The sequence below is a fragment of the Xanthomonas sp. DAR 35659 genome (assembly GCF_041242975.1).
GTDB classification, from domain to species: domain Bacteria; phylum Pseudomonadota; class Gammaproteobacteria; order Xanthomonadales; family Xanthomonadaceae; genus Xanthomonas_A; species Xanthomonas_A medicagonis.
This window is the reverse complement of the sequence record NZ_CP162488.1, coordinates 3,262,473-3,286,070: the sequence shown is the minus strand read 5'-3', so window position 1 is coordinate 3,286,070 and position 23,598 is coordinate 3,262,473. Positions and strand designations below refer to the sequence as shown.

General features: G+C 69.3%; 19 protein-coding genes. 14 read left to right on the top strand and 5 right to left on the bottom strand.

The window, feature by feature from the left end:
- The first annotated feature begins 193 nt into the window (after positions 1-193).
- From AB3X07_RS13715 to AB3X07_RS13700, 4 genes are all read left to right on the top strand, one after another.
- Positions 194-478 (top strand): YfhL family 4Fe-4S dicluster ferredoxin, encoded by a 285-nt coding sequence (locus AB3X07_RS13715; protein WP_369939154.1) that lies wholly within the window; start codon positions 194-196, stop codon positions 476-478.
- Complete coding sequence (gene ggt / locus AB3X07_RS13710) at positions 475-2,223, top strand: gamma-glutamyltransferase (RefSeq protein WP_369939153.1); 1,749 nt, start codon at positions 475-477, stop codon at positions 2,221-2,223. Before AB3X07_RS13715 ends, ggt begins: the two co-directional genes overlap by 4 nt.
- A 43-nt stretch (positions 2,224-2,266) precedes the next feature.
- Positions 2,267-3,181, top strand: a complete 915-nt coding sequence (locus AB3X07_RS13705) for an MBL fold metallo-hydrolase (RefSeq protein ID WP_369939152.1) — start codon at positions 2,267-2,269, stop codon at positions 3,179-3,181.
- Positions 3,182-3,450: 269 nt separating this feature from the next.
- Complete coding sequence (locus AB3X07_RS13700) at positions 3,451-5,190, top strand: glycoside hydrolase family 9 protein (RefSeq protein WP_369939151.1); 1,740 nt, start codon at positions 3,451-3,453, stop codon at positions 5,188-5,190.
- Positions 5,191-5,330: 140 nt separating this feature from the next.
- Here AB3X07_RS13700 and upp read toward each other — a convergent pair whose 3' ends face one another.
- From upp to AB3X07_RS13680, 4 genes are all read right to left on the bottom strand, one after another.
- Positions 5,331-5,963: a uracil phosphoribosyltransferase gene (gene upp, locus AB3X07_RS13695; RefSeq protein ID WP_369939150.1), complete on the bottom strand. Its 633-nt coding sequence runs from the start codon at positions 5,961-5,963 to the stop codon at positions 5,331-5,333.
- A gap of 125 nt (positions 5,964-6,088) precedes the next feature.
- On the bottom strand, positions 6,089-7,018 hold the full coding sequence (locus AB3X07_RS13690) for an alpha/beta hydrolase (RefSeq protein ID WP_369944763.1): 930 nt from the start codon (positions 7,016-7,018) through the stop codon (positions 6,089-6,091).
- Positions 7,019-7,700: 682 nt separating this feature from the next.
- On the bottom strand, positions 7,701-8,000 hold the full coding sequence (locus AB3X07_RS13685; RefSeq protein ID WP_369939149.1) for a hypothetical protein: 300 nt from the start codon (positions 7,998-8,000) through the stop codon (positions 7,701-7,703).
- Between the two features lie 12 nt (positions 8,001-8,012).
- A complete protein-coding gene (locus AB3X07_RS13680) occupies positions 8,013-9,509 on the bottom strand; it encodes an aminotransferase class III-fold pyridoxal phosphate-dependent enzyme (protein WP_369939148.1) in 1,497 nt (498 codons plus the stop codon).
- Between the two features lie 129 nt (positions 9,510-9,638).
- Here AB3X07_RS13680 and AB3X07_RS13675 point away from each other — a divergent pair, with 129 nt between their 5' ends.
- From AB3X07_RS13675 to secF, 7 genes are all read left to right on the top strand, one after another.
- On the top strand, positions 9,639-10,070 hold the full coding sequence (locus AB3X07_RS13675; RefSeq protein WP_369939147.1) for an Lrp/AsnC family transcriptional regulator: 432 nt from the start codon (positions 9,639-9,641) through the stop codon (positions 10,068-10,070).
- A gap of 142 nt (positions 10,071-10,212) precedes the next feature.
- On the top strand, positions 10,213-11,241 hold the full coding sequence (queA, locus tag AB3X07_RS13670) for a tRNA preQ1(34) S-adenosylmethionine ribosyltransferase-isomerase QueA (protein WP_369939146.1): 1,029 nt from the start codon (positions 10,213-10,215) through the stop codon (positions 11,239-11,241).
- A gap of 374 nt (positions 11,242-11,615) precedes the next feature.
- Positions 11,616-13,448 (top strand): S8 family serine peptidase, encoded by a 1,833-nt coding sequence (locus tag AB3X07_RS13665; protein WP_369939145.1) that lies wholly within the window; start codon positions 11,616-11,618, stop codon positions 13,446-13,448.
- Between the two features lie 240 nt (positions 13,449-13,688).
- The gene (tgt, locus tag AB3X07_RS13660) at positions 13,689-14,834 is read left to right on the top strand and encodes a tRNA guanosine(34) transglycosylase Tgt (RefSeq protein WP_369939144.1); all 1,146 of its coding nucleotides are present in this window, start codon (positions 13,689-13,691) and stop codon (positions 14,832-14,834) included.
- A gap of 260 nt (positions 14,835-15,094) precedes the next feature.
- The gene (gene yajC / locus AB3X07_RS13655) at positions 15,095-15,439 is read left to right on the top strand and encodes a preprotein translocase subunit YajC (protein WP_369939143.1); all 345 of its coding nucleotides are present in this window, start codon (positions 15,095-15,097) and stop codon (positions 15,437-15,439) included.
- Positions 15,440-15,495: 56 nt separating this feature from the next.
- On the top strand, positions 15,496-17,340 hold the full coding sequence (gene secD, locus AB3X07_RS13650) for a protein translocase subunit SecD (protein ID WP_369939142.1): 1,845 nt from the start codon (positions 15,496-15,498) through the stop codon (positions 17,338-17,340).
- Positions 17,341-17,398: 58 nt separating this feature from the next.
- Positions 17,399-18,364: a protein translocase subunit SecF gene (gene secF / locus AB3X07_RS13645; RefSeq protein ID WP_369939141.1), complete on the top strand. Its 966-nt coding sequence runs from the start codon at positions 17,399-17,401 to the stop codon at positions 18,362-18,364.
- Positions 18,365-18,557: 193 nt separating this feature from the next.
- On the opposite strand, the gene AB3X07_RS13640 is transcribed toward secF, so the two are convergent.
- Complete coding sequence (locus tag AB3X07_RS13640; RefSeq protein ID WP_369939139.1) at positions 18,558-19,385, bottom strand: inositol monophosphatase family protein; 828 nt, start codon at positions 19,383-19,385, stop codon at positions 18,558-18,560.
- 118 nt (positions 19,386-19,503) lie between these two features.
- Here AB3X07_RS13640 and AB3X07_RS13635 point away from each other — a divergent pair, with 118 nt between their 5' ends.
- From AB3X07_RS13635 to AB3X07_RS13625, 3 genes are all read left to right on the top strand, one after another.
- Positions 19,504-20,259: an RNA methyltransferase gene (locus AB3X07_RS13635; RefSeq protein WP_369939138.1), complete on the top strand. Its 756-nt coding sequence runs from the start codon at positions 19,504-19,506 to the stop codon at positions 20,257-20,259.
- A gap of 246 nt (positions 20,260-20,505) precedes the next feature.
- Positions 20,506-21,375, top strand: a complete 870-nt coding sequence (locus tag AB3X07_RS13630; RefSeq protein WP_369944762.1) for a phosphate/phosphite/phosphonate ABC transporter substrate-binding protein — start codon at positions 20,506-20,508, stop codon at positions 21,373-21,375.
- Complete coding sequence (locus AB3X07_RS13625; RefSeq protein WP_369939137.1) at positions 21,372-23,516, top strand: putative bifunctional diguanylate cyclase/phosphodiesterase; 2,145 nt, start codon at positions 21,372-21,374, stop codon at positions 23,514-23,516. The genes AB3X07_RS13630 and AB3X07_RS13625 overlap by 4 nt, the downstream gene beginning before the upstream one ends.
- Positions 23,517-23,598: the final 82 nt, after the last annotated feature.

Below are 23,598 nucleotides of genomic sequence, written 5' to 3'. Positions count from 1 at the left end.
ATCCCCAAGACCGCGCGCGGTGACCACCACCGCTGTGCCAGGCGTGGCCGACCACGGCGTCGCGCGCCGCAGGCCGTCCGCCCCTCCGCTCCGACGCGGCGGCGATACAGCGTTCCGCGCCACGGCGCCCCCTTCGCGGGGCTGCCTCGCCCCGATCCGGTAAACTGCACCGGTCAGTGCCGAATAGCGCCACATGTCCCTCAAGATCAACGAGCTCTGCGTCAACTGCGACGTCTGCGAGCCGGCCTGCCCGAATCAGGCCATCGCGATGGGCGAGACGATCTATGTGATCGACCCGGCCCGTTGCACCGAATGCGTCGGCCATTTCGACGAGCCGCAATGCGTGGTGGTGTGCCCGGTCGAATGCATCGACCCGGATCCGGCGATCCCGGAAAGCCACGCCCAGTTGCTGGCCAAGTTGCTGCGATTGCAGCGCGACCATCCCGAGTTGTACTCACAGGAGTCCCCCGCCGCATGAGCATCCTCATCCGCCGCGTGCTTCTGCTCGCCCTGGTCCTGGCGCCGCCCGCATGGGCCGAGGCGCCGCCTGCCGCCGCGCCCGTCGCCGCGCATCCGCCCGGCGCCGCCGTCGCCAGCGGCCACCGCCTGGCCACCGAGGCCGGCCTGCAGGTCCTGCGCGAGGGCGGCAATGCGTTCGACGCCGCGGTGGCGGTGTCCTCGACGCTGTCGGTGGTCGAACCGATCAGTTCCGGCCTGGGCGGCGGCGGCTTCTTCCTGCTGCACGATGCCAGCACCGGCAAGGACGTGATGCTGGATGCGCGCGAGGTGGCGCCGGAATCGGCCACCGCGGACAAGTACCTGGACGCCAAGGGCGCGCTGGACCGCGACCGTTCGGTCAACGGCCCCTGGTCGGCCGGCATTCCCGGCCTGCCGGCCGCGCTGGTGGAACTGGCGACCAAGCACGGCCGGCTGCCGCTGCGCCAATCCTTGGCGCCGGCGATCCGCATCGCCCGCGAGGGTTTCCCGGTCTACCGGCGCATGGCCGAGGGGTATCAGTCGCGACGCAAGGTGATGGAGCGCTATCCCGGTACCCGCGAGGTGTATCTGCGCAACGGCAAGCCGATCGCCGAAGGCGACCTGTTCAAGCAGCCGGAACTGGCGAACACGCTGCAACTGCTGGCCGACAAGGGCTTCGACGGCTTCTACCGTGGCGCCACCGCCAAGAAGCTGCTGGCGGGCGTGAAGCAGGCCGGCGGGCACTGGACCGCCGAGGAATTGGCCAGCTACACGGTCAAGCAGCGCACCCCGATCCGGTTCGACTACAAGGGCTGGACCCTCACCACCGCGCCGCCGCCGTCCTCCGGCGGCATCGCCCTGGCCAGCATTCTGCAGATCCTGGAAGGCTACGATCTGAAGACGATGGACCCGGTGCACCGCACCCACCTGGTGGTGGAGGCGATGCGCCGCGCCTACCGCGACCGCACCTTCTTCCTCGGCGATCCGGATTTCACCCACGTGCCGCAGCGGATCCTGCTGAGCAAGGACTACGCGGTGGGCCTGCGCTCGACCATCAATCCGGAGAAGGCCACGCCCAGCGACCTGCTGTCGGGCCAGCCGACCCCGCTGGAAGACGACGAGACCACGCACTTCTCGATCATCGACGGCGAGGGCAACCGCGTCGGCGCCACGCAGACGGTGAACCTGCTGTTCGGCTCCGGGCTGATCCCCAAGGGCACCGGCGTGCTGCTCAACGACGAGATGGACGACTTCGCGCTCAAGCCCGGCACGCCCAACGCGTTCGGGGTGATGGGCTACGAAGCCAACGCGCCCAAGCCGGGCAAGCGCCCGCTCAGCTCGATGACGCCGACCTTCATGGAGAACGCCGACAAGACCATCGTGCTCGGCACGCCGGGCGGCAGCCGCATCATCACCATGGTGTTGCTGGGCATCCTCGGCTACGACGACGGCCTGGGCGCGCAGCAGGTCGCCGCGCTGCCGCGCTACCACCACCAGTGGCTGCCGGACGTGATCGAGGCCGAGACCGGCGCCTTCGACGCGGCCACCGCCAAGGGCCTGCAGGCGATGGGGCATACGCTCGAACTGCCGGGCGACAGCGCCGAGGGCGGGCGGGGTTCCAGCCACGTGTGGGGCAACCTGCAGACGGTGGAATGGGACAAGCGCCGCAACGTGCTCAGCGGCGGCAGCGATCCGCGCAACGAGGTCGGCAGCGCCGAAGTGCTGCTGACCGCGCCGGCGCGGTGATGCGCGTGTTCGAATCCCCATTCCCGAATCCCCGATCCCTGCCATGAAACTCTGGTCCATCCAAGGCAACTCGCAGAAGCTCGACGGCGGCGCGATGTTCGGCAACGCGCCCAAGGCGCTGTGGCAGCAGTGGGCCGCGCCGGACGACGGCAACCGCATCGCGCTGGCCTGCCGCGCGCTGCTGGCGCGGCCGCTGGCCGGCAAGACGGTGCTGTTCGAGACCGGCATCGGCGCGTTCTTCCCGCCGGCGCTGCGCGAGCGCTATGGCGTGCAGGAGGAGCGCCACGTGCTGCTGGACTCGCTGGCCGAAGCCGGCGTGGCGCACACCGACATCGACGTGGTGGTGCTGAGCCATCTGCACTTCGACCATGCCGGCGGCCTGCTGGCGCCGTGGCGCGATGGCGCGGCGCCGGCGCTGCTGTTCCCGAACGCACGCTTCCTGGTCGGCGCGGCGCATTGGCAGCGCGCGCGGCAGCCGCATCCGCGCGACCGCGCCAGCTTCATCCCCGAGTTGCCGGGCCTGCTCGAGGCCAGCGGGCGCCTGGAACTGGTCGATGGCGCGTATTCGCAGACGCTGGGCGAGGCGGTGCGCTTCCATTTCAGCGACGGCCATACGCCGGGGCTGATGCTCGCCGAGATCGTCGGCGCGCGGCAGGCCGATGGCCAGCCGCATGGCGGCGTCGCGTTCTGCGCCGACCTCATCCCCGGGCGGCCCTGGGTGCACGTGCCGATCACCATGGGCTACGACCGCAACGCCGAGTTGCTGATCGACGAGAAGCGCGCGTTCCTGGAGGACGCATTGGCCCGTAACGTCCATCTGTTCTTCACCCACGACCCGGACTGCGCCCTGGCGCAGCTGACGCGCGACGCCAAGGGCCGGTTCGTCACCACCCATGCGCTGCCGGCGCTGCAGGCCAGGTCGCTGGCGGAGCAGGGCGCGCCAGCGCTTCCCGGCTAGGTCGCGTCGGCCTTCCATAGGCGGTGCTGCGAGGCGCCGCGCTCGCCGGCGTGCGCTCGGGCCCAGCCGCGCGGCGCGGATCGATGAAGTGTCGACGCCAGGCCGAGCGCGTGCTCGCCCCTTCGATGGTGGTCGTCCGCGTCCTTGCGCATCGGCCGGAGCAGCGCGCGCGCCATCGGCATCGCCGACGCGTGCCGCATTCCGGCTGGCGGCTGAAAGCCCGCTGGCCGGCGCTTGCAGCGGTCATCGTGGCCGGCGAGTATCGGCGGATGAACTCGATGACCTCCGCCCTGCGTTGCCTGCTCCTGGCCTGTCTCGTCGTCGGCGGCTGCGCCTCGCGCTCGGAGGAGGAAGCCGCCATGCCGCCGATCCGGCTCAACCAGGTCGGCTACCTGCCGGCCGCCAGCAAGCTCGCGGTGGTGCCCGATGGCCACGGCGATGCGTTCGCGGTCGAGCGCGAGGACTCGGGCGAGGTGGTGTTGCGCGGCACACTGGGCGCCGCGGCCACCTGGGCGCCGGCGCAGCAGACGGTGCGCATCGCCGACTTCTCCGCCTTGCGCACGCCGGGCCGCTATCGCCTGCGCGTGGAAGGCCTGCCGCCATCGGACGGCTTCGCCATCGGCGACGACGCCTATGTGGCGGTGACGCGCGCGGCGCTGAAGGCCTACTACTTCAACCGCGCCAGCACCGCGCTGCCCGGCGAGTACGCCGGTCGCCACGCGCGTGCGGAGGGGCACCCGGACACGCAGGTGTTGATCCATGCCTCGGCGGCCTCGCCCGGGCGTCCCGCCGGCAGCGTGATCTCCGCGCCGAAGGGCTGGTACGACGCCGGCGACTACAACAAGTACGTGGTCAATTCCGGCATCACCGTGTACACGTTGCTGGCCGCCTACGAGCAGTTTCCGGCCTATTTCGCCGCGCACAAGGAAGGCATTCCCGAGAGCGGCGACGGCGTGCCGGACATCCTGCGCGAGGTCGACTGGAACCTGCAGTGGATGCTGGCGATGCAGGATCCGGGCGATGGCGGCGTCTACCACAAGCTGACCAACCTGGAGTTCGACGGCATGCAGATGCCGGACCAGGCGCGCAAGCCGCGCTACGTGGTCCAGAAGAGCACCGCGGCCACGCTCGACTTCGCCGCGGTGATGGCCCAGGCCAGCCGCATCTACGCGCCGTTCGACGCGCACTTCGGCGGTGGCCTGTCCGCGCGCATGCTGCAGGCGTCGCGTCGCGCCTGGGCCTGGGCGCAGGCGCATCCGGACGCGGTCTACCGGCAGCCGGCGGACGTGCATACCGGCGGCTACGACGACGCCAAGCTCGACGACGAGTTCGCCTGGGCGGCGACCGAGCTGTACCTGGCGACCGGCGAGGATGCGTTCTACGACGCGGCGATGGCGCGCAACGTGCCGGCCAGCGTGCCGAGCTGGGGATCGGTCGGCGGACTGGCGTGGATGTCGCTGGCGCAGCACCGCGCGCAGCTCACGGCGCATGCGGACCAGGCGCGCATCGCGCGCGAGATCGACACGGTGGCCACGCATCTGCTGCAGGTCTGGCAGGAATCGGCATGGAAGGTGGCGATGGCGCCGTCCGACTTCCACTGGGGCAGCAACAGCACCGCGCTGAACCAGGCGATGCTGCTGGTGCAGGCGTATCAGCTGCAGCGCAAGCCCGAATATCTGCAGGCCGCGCAATCGCAGCTGGACTACGTGCTGGGGCGCAATCCGCTGGGCCTGTCCTTCGTCACCGGCATCGGCGCGCGTTCGCCGCAGCACATCCACCATCGCATCTCCATCGCCGATGGCGTGGCCACGCCGGTGCCTGGCCTGCTGGTCGGCGGCCCGCAGCCCGGTCAGCAGGACGCCAAGGAGTGCAAGCACGCCTACGCCTCGTCGCTGCCGGCGCTGTCCTACCTGGATGCCGAATGCAGCTACGCCACCAACGAAGTGGCGATCAACTGGAACGCGCCGCTGGTGTACGTGAGCGCGGCGCTGCAGGTCTTGCAGCGCTAATCCTGGGGGCGCCAGCCACCCTCACAATCCCCCTGTAGGAGCGGCTTCAGCCGCGACAGACACCCACCGCAAGCCGATCCGCCCAACACCCGAACTACTCAGCGAAGACCGCTCGCCCCACCTGGGCGGGCACGCGAACCTCAGCCCATCCGGGTGCCGAAGATGCGATCGCCGGCGTCGCCGAGGCCAGGCAGGATGTAGCCCTTGTCGTTGAGATGGTCGTCGATCGCGGCGGTGTACACCTCCACGTCCTGGTGCGCCGCCTCCAGCGCCTTGAGCCCCTCCGGCGCGGCGACCAGGAAGATGCCCTTGATCCGCCGCGCGCCGGCGCGCTTGAGCATGTCCACGGTGGCGATGAGGGTGCCGCCGGTGGCCAGCATCGGGTCCAGGATCAGCGCGTCGCGCTCCTCCAGGCGCCCGGTGAGACGCTCGAAGTAGGGCACCGGCTGCAGCGTCTCCTCGTCGCGCTGCAGGCCGACCACGCTGACCCGCGCCGCGGGAATCAGCGCCAGCACGCCGGGCAGCATGCCCAGCCCGGCGCGCAGGATCGGCACCAGGGTGATCTTGGCGCCGGCGATGCGCTGCACCTGGGTCGGGCCGGCCCAGCCCAGCATGGTGTGGGTCTCGGTCTCCAGATCGGCGGTGGCCTCGTAGCCGAGCAGCGTGCCCAGCTCGGTGACCAGTTCGCGGAAGCCCTTGGTGCTCAGCGCGGCATCGCGCAACAGGCCGATCTTGTGCTGCACCAGCGGATGGCGGACTTCGACGATCTTCATGGGCACGCTCGCGAGGGGGAGGCGCACAGTGTGCCGCAGCCGGCGCGCGCGTCGCCAGTTGCGCACGACGGCGAGGATGTTGCCCGGTTGCGGACGCGCCGACCCTGGTACAGCGGAAGGCGGCCTTACTGGGGCGTCATCCCGATCGTGTGCAGCCAGGTGTCCACCAGCGCCGGCCAGCGGGTGATCGGCGATTTGCCCGGGCGCAGGCCGAAGGCATGGCCGCCGTTCGGGTACAGATGCATCTCCACCGGAACGCCCGCGTTCTTCAAGGCGATGTAGTAGACCAGGGATTGGTTGATGCCATCCACGGGATCGTCTTCGGCATGCAGCAGGAAGGTCGGTGGCGTCCGTTCGCTGACCGGCACGTCCGGGTTGAGTTCGAACTTCTCGTCGTCGATCCACAGATGGCCCGGATACAGCGCCACGGCAAAATCCGGGCGGCAACTCTGCGCGTCCGCCGCGTCGACGGGGGGGTAGAGCCGGCGCTCGAAATGGGTGCTGATCGCCGCCACCAGGTGCCCGCCGGCCGAGAAGCCCAGCACGCCGATCTTGTGCGGATCGATCTGCCATTGCGCCGCGCGTGCGCGTACCAGGCCGACGGTGCGCTGCGCATCCTGCAACGCCATCGCTGACTTCGGGTAAGGGCCCGACTGCGGCTGCTGGCGGTCGCCCGGAACGCGGTACTTCAGCAGCACGCAGGTGATGCCGCGCGAGGTGAGCCAGTCGCACACTTCGGTGCCTTCCAGATCCATGGCCAGGACCCAGTAACCGCCTCCCGGAAACACCACCACGGCGGCGCCGGTATTGCGCCCCTTCGGCGAATAGACCGTCATCGTCGGCACGGACACGCGTTCGGCAGCGGTCCACGTCCCTCCGGCCACGATGTTGCGTGTCGTGACGAATTCCGGCCCTGCCACCGGCTGCGCGTCGGGCGGCGTTGCCGGCCAGATGGGGATCTGCACGTGTCCGGGCTCGGGTTGCCAGGCTGCGGCATGCGCGTCCAGGGCCGATGCCGCGCCGAACGCGGCCAGCATGACGGCAAGGAATTTCATGTGTCGCCCGGGAACGCCGAAGCGAAGGGGACGCAGTGCCATGTGAGCGCAGACCTGGTAGCGGCCGGCCGGCCAGCTCCGTGGCGCGCGGCGCGCGCCGCTCGGTGCGCCATCCGATGGAACGCCGAGCCGGCCGGAGCCAGCAGCGCCCGGCCCGCCGATCATGCCGTACGCCGGGAGGCGCTCGTCGTGGCGCTGCCCGCCAGCGCTGCACAGGCGCCATCGAGCAAGCCCGGCTACAGCGGCCCGTGCGCCTGCCGTTCGATCTGGGGGGCCGCTGCCAGCGTTTTCGTCCTGCCAGGCGCCACTTTCGCGCCCACCATCGCCGCCGCCAGCGCTGCCGCCGCTAGCCCCTTGCCCTGCAGGAATCGTCTTGCCAGCATCATCCACCTCCGTCGAAAAGGCGATGATGTGCAGCGTGGCGGCGCCTGACCAGCGAGGTTATTCAATCGCAGTCATGAGCGGAATTGATGCCTGACAATGATCCGCCGGTTGCTGCTGCTGATTGCCTCACGCGCCTTCGAGTCGCGGTAGGGCACACGCACCCCGACGGGGCGGCGGCCGAGTCATGCGTGATCCCGGGCGCGCCAGGGCGTCAGGTCGGGCATCTGGGAGCGCGTGGGAGCGCGGCTGGGCGTGGCGCTGTTCAAGCGCCTGCCGTGCGGCGGCGCCGACCCGGGCCTCAGCGCGCCATCCGATAGAGGATGAAAACGGCCAGCGCCAGCAGCGCCCAGCACGCCAGGCCGACCAACATCACCGCATCGTCGCTGGCGACCAGGCTGCCGCTGGCGTTGCGGTAGAACAGCGGTTGGCCGTGACGGCGCTTGCCGGGGCGCCGCGGCGGCTGGTCGCGCCGGGCCTCGGCGCGGATCCGGCCCAACGTCAGCACCGGCAGCGCCAGGCGGCCGCTCCAGTAGCCGAACAACTGCAGCACGAGTTCGAACAGCGGCCGGGCGATCGCCTCGGCCACGTCCTGCAGCATGGTCGCGGCGCCTTACGCGGCCGCGGCCTGGGCCAGCCGCGGACCTTCGCGCAGGGCACGCCCGATCAAGCCGACCAGCAGGTCCAGTTCCTCGCCATCCATGCCGAAATGCGGGGTGAAGCGCAGCGAGTTCTCGCCGCCGTGGATCACGTTGACCCCATGCTGGCGCAGCCATTCCTCGGTGGAGCCGGCGCCGTAGCACTTGAACTGCGGCGCCAGCGCGCAGGAGAACAGTAGCCCGGTGCCCTGCACCTGGGTGATCAGGCCGCCGAGTTCGGCCTTGAGCTTCTCCAGCTTCTGCACCGCCTCCACGCCGCGCTCGCGGATGTTGGCGCGCACCTGCGGGGTCAGCTGCGCCAGGGTGGCGGTGGCCACGTCCAGCGCGCGCGGGTTGCTGGTCATGGTGTTGCCGTAGGTGCCCTTGCGGTACAGCTGCGCCGCATGCTCGGTCACCGCCAGCACCGACAACGGGTACTGCGCGGCGTTGAGCGCCTTCGAATAGGTCTCCATGTCCGGCGCCTCGAGTTGCTCGAAGCCGGGATAGTCCACCACCGACAGCACGCCGTGCGCGCGCAGGCCGGCCTGGATCGAGTCGACCAGCAGCACGCTGCCGTGGGCGCGGGTGAGTTCGCGCGCGGCGGCATAGAACGCCGGCGGCAGGGCGCGACCGGGATCGCCTTCGCCCATCACCGGTTCCAGGAACACCGCTTCGATGAACCAGCCATTTTGCTCGGCCTCGGCGAACGCGCGGCGCAGCGCGTCCACGTCGTACGGTGCGATCGCGATCAGCGAATCCTCGCCGCGGTAGCTGGCCAGATGCTGCAGATAGGCCTTGCGGCTGGAATCGGAATACAGGCCCGGACGGTCGGTGCGGCCGTGGAAGCTGCCCTTGACCACCAGGCGCTTGATCTTCGCGCCGGCATGGCGCGCGCCCGGGTCGGTCTGCAGCTTGGCGTTGATATCGGCGATGCGCGCGGCCAGGCCGGCCGCCTCCGAGCCGGAGTTGAGGCACATGAACTTCGCGTACGGACAGCCGCCGCGGCGGTGCCCGATCTCCGCGCGTAGGGCGCGCTCGAAGCGCAGCTGCGACACGCTCGGGGTCATCACGTTGGCCATTACCTGCGGGCGCGCCATCGCCTCCAGCACCGCGTCCGGGGTGTGGCCGAAGCCGAGCATGCCGTAGCCGCCGGCGTCGTACAGCACCGCGCCCTTCAGGGTGACCACCCATGGTCCGCGCGCGGCCAGCGCCACGTACGGTGTCACCGCGTCGTCGGCGTAGAAATTGACGAAACCGGCCTGCAGCGTGCGGATCTGCTCGCGCTCGTCCAGGTCGAGCAGGTCGGCGAATTCCTGCCGCAGGCGCGCATGCTCGGCCGCGGCGGCCTCGATCGCCGCGTCCAGTTGCGGGTGCGAGGCGGCCAGGCGCGCGATGCTGGCGTCGTCCAGGCCGGTGGTCAGGCGTTCGCCGGCATGGGCGCGCAGCGGGGCGAGGGGGCCGAGTACGGTCATGCGGGATCTCCTGGTGGCGGGGCGTTTTTCGATAGACCTTCTATTATCGGGACCGGATCGTCGATTGGCAGAGTTGATTTGTGCAGGAAATCGGATAATTTCGTCGATTCGACGAAATCCGCCGCGCATATGAAGATCACCGCTTCCGACGAACGCCTGCTCTCGCTGCTGCGCGAGGACGCCCGCGCCTCCACCGCGCAGATCGCCCGCCGGCTGGGCCTGTCGCGCACCACCGTGCAGAGCCGGATCGAGCGGCTGGAGCGCGAGGGGGTGATCTGCGGCTACACCGTGCGCACCCGCGACGACTTCGAGCAGGGCCACATCCGCGCGCACATCCTGATCACCGTGCTGCCGAAGAAGATGACCTCGGTGGTCAAGGCGCTGCGCGAGATCGACGAGGTGCGCGTGCTGCATTCGGTCAGCGGCTCCTACGACCTGATCGCGCTGGGCGTGGTCCCGGGCGTCAACGACATGGACGTGCTGACCGACCGCATCGGCGCCGTGGACGGGGTGGAACGCACCACGTCGTCGATCATCCTGTCCACCAAGTTCGAGCGGTGAGGGGCGGGGAATCGAGAGTGGGGAATGGGGAATCGGAACGGCGCATGGCCGCGAGCGGATACCGCCCTTGCGATTCCCCGTTCCCGATTCCCCATTCCCGGCCAGCTACAATGCCCGCCCACCGTCCAACGATCCGCCGGCCTTGAAGAAGTCCGATTTCCGCTACGACCTGCCCGAAGAACTGATCGCGCAGGCGCCGCTGGCCGAACGCTCGGCCAGTCGCCTGTTGCTGGTGCCGCCGGCGCCGGCGCCGTTCGAGGACCGCCAGATCCGCGACCTGCCGCAGTTGCTGCAGCCCGGCGACCTGCTGGTGTTCAACGACACCCGGGTGATTCCGGCGCGCCTGTTCGGGCAGAAAAGCACCGGCGGCCGCGTGGAGATCCTGATCGAGCGCCTGCTCGGCGGCCAGCGCGCCCGCGCGCAACTGGGGGTGAGCAAGTCGCCCAAGGCCGGCGCGCGCATCGCCCTCGACGCCGGCGGCGAGGCCGAGGTGCTGGAGCGCGACGGCGCGTTCTACGTGCTGCAGTTCCACGTGTCCGACACGCTGGAGGCGTGGCTGCAACACGCCGGGCGGCTGCCGCTGCCGCCGTACATCCGCCGCGAGCCGGGGCTGGACGACCGCGAACGCTACCAGACCGTGTTCGCGCGCGAGGCGGGTGCGGTCGCCGCGCCGACCGCCGGCCTGCACTTCGATGCGCCGTTGCTGGAGGCGCTGCAGGCGCGCGGCGTCGGCGTCGGCCACGTCACCCTGCACGTGGGCGCCGGCACCTTCCAGCCGGTGCGGGTGGAGGCGCTGGATCAGCACGTGATGCACCGCGAATGGCTCAACGTCGGCGCCAGCCTGGTCGAGCAGGTGCGGCGCACGCGCGCGGCCGGCGGCCGCGTGATCGCGATCGGCACCACGGTCGTGCGCGCATTGGAAAGCGCGTCCAAGGACGGCGAACTGCACCCCTTCGCCGGCGAGACGCAGATCTTCATCCTGCCCGGCTACCGCATCCGCAGCGTCGATGCGATGGTCACCAACTTCCATCTGCCGGAAAGCACCCTGCTGATGATGGTCTCGGCCTTCGCCGGGCGCGAGCGCATCTTCGATGCGTACCGGCATGCGATCGCGCAGCGCTACCGCTTCTTCAGCTACGGCGACGCGATGCTGCTGTGGGGCGCCGCGTAGCGCGCAAGGCGCCACCTTGGCGGTGCGTGGCGCCGCCGATCCCGCCGTCTGCGACCACCCGCGGCGACCGTGCTTAGCGACGCGGCCGCCCGGTCGCGTTGCGTCGGCGGCGCGGTGCTGACACGCGTGCGTGACGCGCTCCACATGCCACTGTCCCCGTTTCACGTTCCGCGTCCTGCATTCCGTCCATTCGCATGCGACGTCGCGCGTGCTGGAGTGTGATGCGATACAGGCAACGTCTTCCTGCGTAGACGTTGCCGCGCGGCGTTGCGGGATGCGCGCGCGCGTCTCGTCTTGATCAAAGGAACCCCGGTGAAAAACCGCGGTTCCGACGTCCCGACGAGCGGGGCGTCCGCCAATCAAAGGATGAGTCCATGAAGAAGAAATCGACCGAGCTGTTGCTCGCCGCGATGCTGTTGACCCTGTCCGCGGCCTCGGCATCCGCGCAGACGCCGGGAAGCGGCGGCGGCAAGTTCACGGCCAAGCGCTTGCTGCAGGAAGCGGCGCTGCCGCGTCTCGATGCGCAGGGCCGGCGGCTGTATGCGGTCAGCCTCAATCCCTTCGTGCTGCAGGAGACGGAGCAACTGTACGCCAAGAGCAGTCCTGCGGATTTCGGGACCATCGATCCGGCGATCCGTCCGCACCAGAACAGCAAGGGCATGGTGCACTTCGCCCAGCAGGTCGCGCAGTTGCCCGGCGTGAAGATCGAACGCGTGCTGTCGACCGTGGCCAATGTGGTCTATGCGTGGATGCCCGAGCGCGTCGCGGCGCAGCTGACCAAGGCCGACTGGGTGGTGTCGGTGCGCGGCGTGGATGCGACGCCTGGGGTGTTTTCGCAGACGTCGGGCGACATCGTGGACAACGGCGAGGTGGTGCCGTGGGCGCTGGCGTATACCAATACGAACGATACGTTCACCACCAGCAACCCCTTCTATATGTTGGACGAAGTGTTGGCCACGCCAGCGAATCCCGATCTGAACATCGTCTATCGCCAGGAGCTTCCGGATCAGCCGAACGCGCCGCGGCACAGCACCATGGTGGCGGGCGTGGCCGCGGCCAGGCGCAACGGGCAACTGGTCAGGGGCGTCAATCCCGGGCAGCCGATCAAGGCGTTCGCGATCCAGCCGACCGAGGCCGACGTCGTCTATCAATTCAATGCCGCGGCACGGCATGCGGAGGAGCAGGGCGAATTCGCCGTGCTCAATATCTCGGTCAACCATGCAGGCACCAAACTCTTCGCCTCCAACCACGCCTGGGGCCGAGTGATGCGCGCGGCCAGCAACCGCTTCTTCATCACCGAGTCGTCCGGCAACTTCAGTACCGGCGATGCGTGGACGATCGAGAACGCATGCGCGGTCGCGTTCGGCTACGCAGGGCAGGCGCGCGATGCCGACGGCATCATGGTGGTGGGCGGGCTGGAGCGCGACGGCTCGCGCTTCAAGGGCGACTACATCACCGAAGTGGACGCGGAGGGGATTCCGGCGACCGGTTTCGTGAACGGCTCGACCAGCGGACCGTGCGTGGAAGCCTGGGCGCCAGCGCATCAGATCAGCGTACTGCGCTATCTGGGCGGGCTGCAGGTTTCTTCCGGCACCTCGTATGCGGCGCCGATCGTCGCGGCCATCGCCTCGCGCTACGGCGACAACCAGACCCGGCCGATCGAGCGCGAGGCCTACATCAAGGCCAGCCTGAGCGACACTGGCTACAACGAGGCCGGGTTGCCGCTGCGCAAGGTGCAGTACACCGCGCCGTCCTCGCACAACCTGCCCCGGCGCCTGCCGATCGTCGGTGCGACCTCGCCGACCAACGCCGACAACCTGGCATCGCTGTACGACGCGCGCTTCTTCAGCGACAGCGCCTACTGGAACGCGCATGCCTACTGGGGCAGCGTGACCCTGGACCTGGGCCAGCTGCGGACGGTGACCGGAGTGCGAATCACCGTGCGCACCTCGGCCAGCGACCTGGCCCCGACCGCGCAGCCGATCGCCTTCGAGGTGTCGGCTGGCACGCCGGGCGCGGTGTTCGGCGGCGGCAGCGGCGGTGGACAGATCAGCTATGGTGCGCCGGTCTACCACACCGAGCCCGACCAGTCCGACGTGGCGCCGGTCTACATCCCCCTGAGCGGCGGCGCACGCTACCTGAAGATCGACGCCAACAACCCGTATTCCTGGCTGGCGTATTCGGAGATCGAGGTCTACGGCTACTGAGGCGGCAGACGGGTGCCGACGCCGGCGCGGGTCGGCCCCCGCGCAGTGCCCGCGGTGGCGGCCGGCGGCGGCGCACGGGCGGGGCGGTGCCGCGGGTCCGGGCATGCCTGGCGCGGTCGTGGATGTTTGGGGTGGGGAGCGCGGGGCCTGCGGCACAGGCCTGCGGCGCGCCAAGCGCCCGTCCGAGCCTGGGCGCCTCGGCAATGCGACAATAGCCGGCTAGCCGACTTCCGCCCGACCATGTCCCGATTGCAGTTCCAGCTCGATACCACCGACGGCGCCGCGCGCCGCGGCCGCCTGACCTTCCCGCGCGGAACGGTCGAGACCCCCGCGTTCATGCCGGTCGGCACCTACGGTTCGGTCAAGGGCGTGCTGCCCGAGCAGATCAAGGCGCTGGGGGCACAGATCATCCTCGGCAACACCTTCCACCTGTACCTGCGCCCAGGCCTGGACGTGATCGGCGACCACGGCGGCCTGCACGGCTTCGCCCGCTGGGACGGGCCGATCCTCACCGATTCCGGCGGCTTCCAGGTGTTCTCGCTGGCGCACCGGCGCAAGATCAGCGAGCAGGGCGTCACCTTCGCCTCGCCGACCGACGGCGCCAAGGTGTTCCTGGGTCCGGAGGAGAGCATGAAGATCCAGCGCGTGCTCGATTCGGACGTGGTGATGATCTTCGACGAATGCACGCCGTACCCGGCCACCGAGGATGTGGCGCGGCGCTCGATGGAGCTGAGCCTGCGCTGGGCGCGGCGCTCGCGCGACGCGCACGACGCACTGGGCAACGATGCGGCGCTGTTCGGCATCGTCCAGGGCGGCGTGCATGCGGACCTGCGCAGCCGTTCGATCGAGGGGCTGCAGGCGATCGGCTTCGACGGCTACGCGATCGGCGGCCTGGCGGTGGGCGAGCCGGAGCACGAGCGCAACGCCATGCTCGAGCACCTGCATCCGCGCCTGCCGGCCGAGCGCCCGCGCTACCTGATGGGGGTGGGGCGGCCGGAGGACCTGGTCGAGGGCGTGGCCCGCGGCGTGGACATGTTCGACTGCGTGATGCCGACCCGCAATGCGCGCAATGGCCACTATTTCACCTCGTTCGGCACGGTACGCATCCGCAACGCCAGATACGAGCGCGATCTGGACCCGATCGAGCCGGGCTGCGGCTGCCACGCCTGCAGCGGCGGCTACACCCGCGCCTACCTGCGCCACCTGGACCGCTGCAACGAGATGCTGGCGCCGATGCTGGGCACCCTGCACAACCTCTGGTACTACCAGGCGCTGATGGCCGACATGCGCGCGGCGATCGCGGCGGGAACCTTTGCCCAGTTCCGGCGGTCCTTCTATGCGGCGCGCGGGGTGGAAGCAACACCGCTCCCATCGGAGCACGGATAAAGCCCCTCTCCCCCCGGGAGAGGGGTTGGGGTGAGGGTACGGGCGCAGCCTCGCGTCATTTCGACTGCACTAGGCTTCGCCCGTACCCTCATCCGCCCCTGCGGGGCACCTTCTCCCGCGGGGAGAAGGGGAGGGCGCCGCGGCCGTTCCGGGGGGGTGAGAGGAGATCGTGGCATAATCGGCGGCTGCTTGCCGTCTCCAGACGACATACCAGCGGTCCGTGCCGACGGCGACGGGCTGCCCAACCATAGGACATACCGATGAACCCGTTCGACCTCCTGATTCCCGTGGCCCAGGCGCAGACCGCCGGCGCCGCTCCCGCCGCCGGTGGCGGCATGCAGATGTTCCTGCTGCCGGTCATCCTGATCGCGGTGATGTACTTCGTGATGATCCGCCCGCAGATGAAGCGGCAGAAGGAACACAAGTCCATGCTGGACAAGCTCGGCCGCGGCGACGAGGTCATCACCTCCGGCGGCGTGGCCGGCGTGGTCACCGACATCGGCGACCACTTCATCACCGTGGAAGTCGCCGACAACGTACGCATCCGCGTGCAGAAGGGCGCCATCGGCAACGTGCTGCCCAAGGGCACGCTGAAGTCCGCCTGATCCATTTCTCCTACTGCTAGGCGCGGCGCCGGCGTGGCGTCGCGCGGGGTCCCGCAATGCTCGAGTTTCCGCGCTGGAAGTACTTCCTCATCCTGATCGTGCTGGCGTTCAGTGCGTTGTACGCGCTGCCCAACGTCTACCAGAAGGACCCGTCGGTTCAGATCACCGCCAGCCGCGGCGCCCAACTCGACGCGGCCCTGCGCGAGCGGGTCGAGGCCGACCTCAAGACGGCGGGGATCACCCCCAAGTCGGTGGCCGTCGAGGGCGACAGCTTGATGGTGCGCCTGCCGAGCCTGGAGGCGCAGACCCGCGCCAACGACATCCTGCGCCAGCAGGTGGGCGAGAACTACACGGTGGCGCTGAACCTGGCCTCGACCGTGCCGGAGTGGCTGTCCAAGATCGGCGGCCGGCCGATGGTGCTGGGCCTGGACCTGGTCGGCGGCGTGCACTTCGCCCTGCAGGTGGACCAGAAGGCCGCGCTGGAGAAGCGCCTGGACGCCTTCGCCGAGGACATCCGCACCACGCTGCGCGACAACCGCATCGCCTACCGCTCGGTCGAGCGCCGTCCCGACAACAGCATCCAGGTCGGCCTGGGCGAGAGCGCCGATGCCGGCGCCGCGCGCGCCACGCTGGCCAAGGCGCAGCCGCTGCTGAGCTACAACGTGTCCGGGCAGGCCATCACGGTCAAGGTGCCCGAGGCCGAACTCAAGCAGATCGCCAGCGGCGCGATCGAGCAAAATCTGACCACGCTGCGTAATCGCGTCAACCAGCTCGGCGTGTCCGAGCCGACCATCCAGCGCCAGGGCGAGGACCGCATCGTGGTCGAACTGCCGGGCGTGCAGGACACCGCCGAAGCCAAGCGCATGATCGGCGCCACCGCCTCGCTGGAGTTCCGCGCGGTGGTCGACGGCAACGCGGAAGACGCGGTGCGTTCCGGCAACATCCCGCCGGAAGCCAAGGTCTACCGCCTGCGCGACAGCGGCGGGCCTGTGCTGCTCAACAAGCGCGCCCTGGTTACCGGCGACCAGATGGTGTCCGCCAGCGTCAGCACCGACCAGAACGGCATGCCCGCGGTGGCGGTGACGCTCAACAGCGTCGGCGGCCAGCGCATGTTCGACTACACCAGCGCCAACGTCGGCAAGCTGATGTCGGTGGTCTACATCGAGCGCATCCCCACCGTGACCATGGTCGACGGCAAGGAAGTGCGCAGCGTGCGGGTCAAGGAAGAGGCGCTGGCGCCGACCCGCATCGCCGGCGTGTTCGGCAAGAACTTCCAGACCACCGGCCTGGAGAAGACCGAGGCGGAGAACCTGGCCAAGCTGCTGAAGTCCGGTTCGCTGGCGGCGCCGATGGATTTCGTCGAGGAGTACGTGATCGGCCCGAGCCTGGGTGCGGAGAACGTCGAGCGCGGCGTTACCGCGGTGGTCTATGCGTTCCTGTTCACCCTGCTGTTCTTCGGCGTGTACTACCGCATGTTCGGCGTGATCACCTCGGTGGCGCTGCTGATGAACCTGCTGATCGTGGTCTCGGTGATGTCGCTGTTCGGCGCCACCATGACCTTGCCGGGCTTCGCCGGCCTGGCCTTGTCCGTGGGCCTGTCGGTGGACGCCAACGTGCTGATCAACGAGCGTATCCGCGAGGAGTTGCGGCTGGGCGTGCCGCCGAAATCGGCGATCGCCGCGGGCTACGAGAAGGCGGGCGGCACCATCCTGGACGCCAACCTCACCGGCCTGATCGTCGCCGTCGCGCTGTATGCGTTCGGCACCGGTCCGCTGCGCGGTTTCGCGCTGACCATGATGATCGGTATCTTCGCCTCGATGTTTACCGCCATCACCGTGTCGCGCGCGCTGGCCACGCTGATCTACAGCCGCCGCAAGAAGCTCAAGTCCGTCGCGGTTTGACGCGCGCCCCTCCCGCGCCTCGCCGGCGCGGGAGCCAAATCATGAAGAGCCGCATTCCATGAAAATTTTTCCGCTTCACCTGATTCCGAACGACACCAACATCGACTTCATGCGCTGGCGGCGTCCGACCCTGGTGCTGATGCTGGTGCTGGCGGTGGCTTCGTTCGGGGTGATCTTCGCCAAGGGCTTCAACTACGCGCTGGAATTCACCGGCGGCGCGCTGGTGCAGACCAGCTTCCAGAAGCCGGTGGACATCGACCACGTGCGCGAGCAACTGGGCAAGGCCGGCTTCGAGAACGCGCAGGTGCAGAACGTCGGCAGCGGCAACGAGGTGGTGATTCGCCTGCAGCCGCAGGGCGAGCACAACAACGAGGACGTGACCAAGAACCTGGCCGAACAGGTACGCAAGGCGGTGACCACCGCCGAGAATCCGGCCACGGTGAAGCCGGGCGAGTTCGTCGGCCCGCAGGTCGGCAAGGACCTGGCACTGAACGGCGTCTATGCGACGGTGTTCATGCTGGTCGGCTTCCTGATCTACATCGCCTTCCGCTTCGAGTGGAAATTCGCGGTGGTGGCCAGCCTGACCGCGTTGTTCGATCTGCTGGTGACGGTGGCCTACGTCTCGGTCACCGGCCGCGAATTCGACCTGACCGTGCTGGCCGGCCTGCTGTCGGTGATGGGCTTTGCGATCAACGACATCATCGTGGTGTTCGACCGCGTGCGCGAGAACTTCCGCAGCCTGCGCGTGGAGCCGATCGAGGTGCTGAACCGTTCGATCAACCAGACCCTGTCGCGCACCGTCATCACCGCGGTGATGTTCTTCCTGTCGGCGCTGGCCCTGTACCTGTACGGCGGCACCTCGATGGAAGGCCTGGCCCTGACCCACATGATCGGCGCGATCATCGTGGTGATCTCCTCGGTGATCGTGGCGGTGCCGCTGCTGTCGATCGGCCCGTTCCAGGTCACCAAGCAGGACCTGCTGCCGAAGGCCAAGGATGTGGAGGCGTTGGCGCGCAGGCCCTGATGGGGCTGGGAGTGGGGAATGGGGAATGGGGAATCGTAAAGGCGCGATTTCCCGGACCTGAAATACGCTCGTCTGCTAACAAAAAAGCCGCGCATCTGCGCGGCTTTTTTGTTGTCGGAGGATCACGGGTCCTCAATGTTCGCAGGAAGCCGCCTTTGCCATTCCCGATTCCCCATTCCCGACTCCCAGCCACTCAAAACTTCGCGTCGAACTCCCCCGCATACCCGGTATTGACGATCAGCTTCTGCAGCGCGTCGCTGACCTTCAGGTTGCCGGCGACCACCTGGAACTGCGGTGCGCCGCGGTCGTCGATGCGGCCGAGGGTGCCGCCCTTGAGGTCGGTGACGCGGCCGCCGGCCTCGCGCACCAGCAGCACGCCGGCGGCGATGTCCCAGGCCTTCACGCCCGCCTCGAAGTAGGCGTCGGCGCGGCCGCAGGCCACGTAGGCCAGGTCCAGCGCGGCCGAGCCGGTGCGGCGGATGTCCTCGGCCTGGACCAGCAGCGCGTCCACGCACTTGAGCTGGGCGCTGGCGCGCTTGCGCTCGCGCGGGGCGAAGCCGGTATGGACCATGGCGCCGTTGAGCTCCTTGCGCTCGCTGACGCGGATGCGGCGGTCGTTGAGCACCGCGCCGTTGCCGCGGCTGGCGGTGAACAGTTCATTGCGCAGCGGGTCGAAGATCACCGCGTCGATCGGCTCGCCGTTCTCGACCAGGGCGATGGACACGCAGTAGTGCGGGAAGCCGCGCAGGTAGTTGCTGGTGCCGTCGAGCGGGTCGATCACCCACATGTAGCGGCCGCCGCCCTGCACGCCGCTTTCCTCGCCCATCACGCCGTAGTCGGGGTAGGCGCGGCGCAGTTCCTTGACGATCACCTTCTCCGCGTCGGCATCGACTTCGCTGGCGTAGTCCATGCGGTCCTTCTGCACCACGTTCAGCGCTTCCAGGCGGTTGATGTGGCGCAACAGCACGTTGCCGGCGAGGCGGGCGGCCTTGACCATGACGGTGACGGCGGGTTTTTGCATGGCAACGGCTCCCGAGAAGGCGGAGAAGGATCTGGCGGAGGAAAAGAGCGGTCCGGCGCGATGGCCGGCCGCACAGTTTACCATCTACGCCCCCGTTCGCTCCGCATCCGCCATCGCCATGACCGATTCCGCCCGCATCCGCTTCGTCCTGGTCGGTACCCAGCATCCCGGCAACATCGGCGCGGCGGCGCGGGCGATGAAGACCATGGGGCAGACGCGACTGGTGCTGGTGGCGCCGGAGCGGGCGCTCGACGAAGACGCCTACCGGCGCTCGGCCGGCGCCGAGGACGTGTTGCAGCAGGCGCCGGTGCTGGCCACTCTGGCCGAGGCGGTCGCCGATTGCAGGCTGGTGCTCGGCTGCACCGCGCGCAGCCGGCGCGTGTCGCTGGAGGAATTGCTGCCGGCCGACGGCGCGCAGCGGCTGGCCGCGGCGGCGGCCGGGCAGGCCGAAGTGGCACTGGTGTTCGGGCGCGAGCGCACCGGCCTGACCAACGAGGAACTGCAGCTGTGCCATGCGGCGGTGCACATTCCCTCCGATCCGGCGTTCAGCTCGCTCAATCTGGCCGCGGCGGTGCAGGTGCTGGCCTACGAATTGCGCCTGGCGCAGCTGCGCGGGGGCGCGCCTGCGCCGGCCGCGGAACCCGGTTTCCGCGAAACGCCGGCCAGCCACGCGCAGGTGGAGGGGATGTTCGGGCAACTGGCCGAGACGCTGGACGAGATCGACTTCCACAAGGGCCGCGCGCCGGACTCGGCGATGCGCAAGCTGCGCCGGCTGTTCCTGCGCACCGAGCTGACCGAGCAGGAGGTGCGCCTGCTGCGCGGGATCCTGTCCGATGCGCAGCGCATGGCGCGGCTGGCCGGGCAGGCGCGCTAGGGCGCAGCGCGGAGCAGGAAACCCGCGCGGCCTTGGCGGATCGCGGCAGGGATCGTCCGTTGCGCCGCGCCAGGCGATGCATCTCCGTCCCCGCGCATTTCGACGTTGCCGGCCCACCGGCCGGGAGTTCCGGCTGCCGTCTGCTGTCGTCCGCTGACGCTTTCGGCTAGGCTTATGCCTCAACCAGGGGAATGTGGTTTGCAAAGTTCGCGTTGGCGTGTCGTCGTGGTGTGGCTGGCGCTGGCGATGTGCTGGCCGGCGGCCGTGCACGCGCGGCCGTCGGTGCTGGTGCTGGGGCGCATCAGCGACAATCCCAAGGCCCATTACGAGCAATTGAAGCCGTTGCTGGACTACGTGGTGCCGCGCATGCGCAGCGTCGGCATCACCTCCGGGCAGATCCTGATGGCCCGCGACAGCCAGCAGATGAGCAGCTACCTGCGCCGCGGCCGCGTCGATTGGGTCACCGAGACCGCCTCCACCGCGATGGCGCTGCAGCAGCGCGGCGGCGTGCAGCCGTTGCTGCTGACCGAGCGCGGCGGCGTACGCGAGTACCACACCGTGTTCTTCGTGCGCCGCGACGGGCCGGTGCACAGCCTCGGCGACCTGCAGGGGCGCACTCTGGCGTTGCAAAGCACGCTGTCCACCAGCGCCTACCTGGTGCCGATGATGACCCTGCTCGAGCACCACCTGCATCCGGAGATCCTGCTGTCGCCGAAGGACCAGGCCTCGCTCAACACGGTCGGCTACGTGTTCGCGCGTTCGGAACGCAACATCGCCTCCTATGTGCACAAGCACCTGGTGGACGCGGGCGCGCTGAGCAACCTGGACTGGGACGACGACCGCCGCGTGCCGCCGGCGTTCCGCCGCGACTTCCGGGTGATCTACCGCACCGAGCCGTACCCGCGCGCGGTGGAAATGGTGCGCAGCGACCTGCCCGCGCCGGTGGCCGCGCGCCTGCGCGAGGTCCTGCTGGAGGCGGCCGACGACCCGCGCGGCAGTGCGGCGCTGCGCGAGTTCTTCGGCACCTCCGGCTTCTATCCGGTGGACCAGGCCGCGCAGAAGCGGCTCGACCAGCTGCGCGCCGGGGTGGCGCGGGTCAAGCTGGAAGTCGAATGAAAAAGCTGCATTTCGGGTTGCAGGCCAGGTTCCTGCTGGCGATGGGCGTGGCCGCGGTGCTGATCCTGGCGATCCTGGCGCTGATGCTGGAGCGCCAGGCGGCGATGCAGAACGAGGTCCGCACGCTCAGCGGCAACGTGATCCACGGCCTGTTCGACAGCAGCATGCGCAGCCGTGGCGAGACGCTGGCCAAGCAGCTGTCCGAGTCGCTGGCCAACCCGGTGTACTACTCGGACCTGGACGCGATCGGGACCCAGGTGCGCTCGGCGCTGGGCTACGTGGCGGTGGCCTACGTGCTGGTCTACGACGCCGAGGGGCGCCTGATCCACGACGGCAGCGATACCTTGCCCGGCTATGGTCAGCGCATGCGCGGGCCGGTGGCCGAGGCGGCGATCAAGGCCAATGGCCTGCTGGCGCAGGAATCCAACGAGATCCTGGACGTGTCGATGCCGATCATGATCGGCGACCAGCGCGTGGGCGGGGTGCGCGTGGGCATGTCCTGGGCGCGCGCGCTGGTCTACGAGCGCAAGGCCGGGCAGAACCTGGATCAGCGCCTGGATGCGCTGGGCAAGCGCCATCTGGGCTGGCTGCTGTTGCTGCTCGCCGCGCTCGGGCTGACCGCGGTGCTGGTGGCGGTCTACGTGCAGCGCACGCTGGTGGCGCCGATCCGCTGGCTGGCCGCGACCGCGCGCCAGATCGAGGCCGGCGACTACGCGGTGGAGCGCCGCGACAGCGGCCGCCACGACGAGGTCAGCGAACTGCTGCGCGCGTTCGGGCGGATGAGCGAGGCGATCGCGCGCCACGACCGCGACGTGCGCCACATGGCCTACACCGACGCGCTCACCGGGCTGACCAACCGGCTCGCGTTCCGCGAGGCGCTGGACCATCGCATGCTGTCGGCGCGCGCCTCGCAGCGGCGGCTGGCGCTGCTGTTCGCCGACATCGACGATTTCAAGCGGATCAACGACACTCTCGGCCACGAGGCCGGCGACGAGGCGCTGCTGCAATTCGCGCGGCGCATCCAACTGGCGGTGGACCAGCTCGGCGGGCACGATGCGCTGCTGGCGCGGTTCGGCGGCGACGAGTTCGTTATCCTGGTCGAGGACACGCCCGAGCGCGTGGTGCAGGTCGCCACCGGCCTGGCCGAGCGCCTGGTGCAGGAACTGCGCGAGCCGTTGCGGATCCAGGAACGCGAGGTGTTCATGGGCACCTCGATCGGCATCACGGTCTATCCCGGCGACGCCGAGCATGCCTCCGCGCTGCTGAAGAACGGCGACATCGCGATGTACCAGGCCAAGCTGGCCGGCAAGAACTGCCATCGCTTCTACAGCCGCGCGATGGACTACGCGGTGGAGCGGCGCGTGCACATGGAGCACGAGCTGCGCGGCGCCTGGGACCGCGACGAACTCAAGCTGGCGTACCAGCCGATCTTCCGCACCAGCGACCGCCGCATGGTCGGCGTGGAAGTGCTGCTGCGCTGGCAGCATCCGGCGTTGGGCACGATCTCGCCGACGGTGTTCATCGACGTCGCCGAACAGAGCGGGTTGATCGAAAGCATCGGTCCCAAGGTGCTGCGCGCGGCCTGCCACGAAGCCACGCTGTGGCAGCGCTTCGACGGCAGCCGCGACCTGTTCGTGTCGGTCAACGTGTCGCCGCGGCAGTTGCGCAGCGGCGACCTGCCGGAGATCGTCGCCGACTGCCTGCGCGAATCCGGCCTGCCGGCGGCGCAACTGCACCTGGAACTGACCGAGACCGCGGTGATCGGCGACGAACTGCAGGCGGCGAGCATGCTGGCGCGGCTGCACCGCACCGGGGTCAAGGTGTGGCTGGACGATTTCGGCACCGGCTTCTCCGGGCTGAGCCATCTGCGTCAGGTGCCGGTGGACGGGGTCAAGATCGACAAGAGCTTCGTCGCCGACCTGCAGCGCGACCCGGACGACCTGGCGCTGACCACCGCGATCATCGCGATGGCGCATTCGCTGGGCATCACCGTGGTCGCCGAGGGCATCGAGCAGGAAGTGCAGTTCGAGCTGCTGCGCGAACGCGGCTGCGAACTGGGGCAGGGCTTCTGGCTCAGCCATCCGCTCAGCGCCAGCGAGCTGCGCCAACTGCTGGCAAACGACGACGCGCCGCGCAGTTAGCCGTCGCGCCGCGCACGCTTTCCTGTAGGAGCGGCTTCAGCCGCGACAGGCACTTGCCGAAGGTGCCTGTCGCGGCTGAAGC

Bases quoted from the DNA above. Each gene is read 5' to 3' on its own strand.
- AB3X07_RS13680 (WP_369939148.1), bottom strand. From the start codon at position 9,509: ATGACCGTACTCGGCCCCCTCGCCCCGCTGCGCGCCCATGCCGGCGAA.
- yajC (WP_369939143.1), top strand. From the start codon at position 15,095: ATGAACCCGTTCGACCTCCTGATTCCCGTGGCCCAGGCGCAGACCGCC.
- AB3X07_RS13635 (WP_369939138.1), top strand. From the start codon at position 19,504: ATGACCGATTCCGCCCGCATCCGCTTCGTCCTGGTCGGTACCCAGCAT.
- AB3X07_RS13715 (WP_369939154.1), top strand. From the start codon at position 194: ATGTCCCTCAAGATCAACGAGCTCTGCGTCAACTGCGACGTCTGCGAG.
- AB3X07_RS13625 (WP_369939137.1), top strand. From the start codon at position 21,372: ATGAAAAAGCTGCATTTCGGGTTGCAGGCCAGGTTCCTGCTGGCGATG.
- AB3X07_RS13630 (WP_369944762.1), top strand. From the start codon at position 20,506: ATGTGCTGGCCGGCGGCCGTGCACGCGCGGCCGTCGGTGCTGGTGCTG.
- AB3X07_RS13640 (WP_369939139.1), bottom strand. From the start codon at position 19,385: ATGCAAAAACCCGCCGTCACCGTCATGGTCAAGGCCGCCCGCCTCGCC.
- AB3X07_RS13700 (WP_369939151.1), top strand. From the start codon at position 3,451: ATGAACTCGATGACCTCCGCCCTGCGTTGCCTGCTCCTGGCCTGTCTC.
- tgt (WP_369939144.1), top strand. From the start codon at position 13,689: ATGTCCCGATTGCAGTTCCAGCTCGATACCACCGACGGCGCCGCGCGC.
- AB3X07_RS13665 (WP_369939145.1), top strand. From the start codon at position 11,616: ATGAAGAAGAAATCGACCGAGCTGTTGCTCGCCGCGATGCTGTTGACC.
- AB3X07_RS13685 (WP_369939149.1), bottom strand. From the start codon at position 8,000: ATGCTGCAGGACGTGGCCGAGGCGATCGCCCGGCCGCTGTTCGAACTC.
- upp (WP_369939150.1), bottom strand. From the start codon at position 5,963: ATGAAGATCGTCGAAGTCCGCCATCCGCTGGTGCAGCACAAGATCGGC.
- AB3X07_RS13675 (WP_369939147.1), top strand. From the start codon at position 9,639: ATGAAGATCACCGCTTCCGACGAACGCCTGCTCTCGCTGCTGCGCGAG.
- AB3X07_RS13690 (WP_369944763.1), bottom strand. From the start codon at position 7,018: ATGAAATTCCTTGCCGTCATGCTGGCCGCGTTCGGCGCGGCATCGGCC.
- secF (WP_369939141.1), top strand. From the start codon at position 17,399: ATGAAAATTTTTCCGCTTCACCTGATTCCGAACGACACCAACATCGAC.
- secD (WP_369939142.1), top strand. From the start codon at position 15,496: ATGCTCGAGTTTCCGCGCTGGAAGTACTTCCTCATCCTGATCGTGCTG.
- AB3X07_RS13705 (WP_369939152.1), top strand. From the start codon at position 2,267: ATGAAACTCTGGTCCATCCAAGGCAACTCGCAGAAGCTCGACGGCGGC.
- ggt (WP_369939153.1), top strand. From the start codon at position 475: ATGAGCATCCTCATCCGCCGCGTGCTTCTGCTCGCCCTGGTCCTGGCG.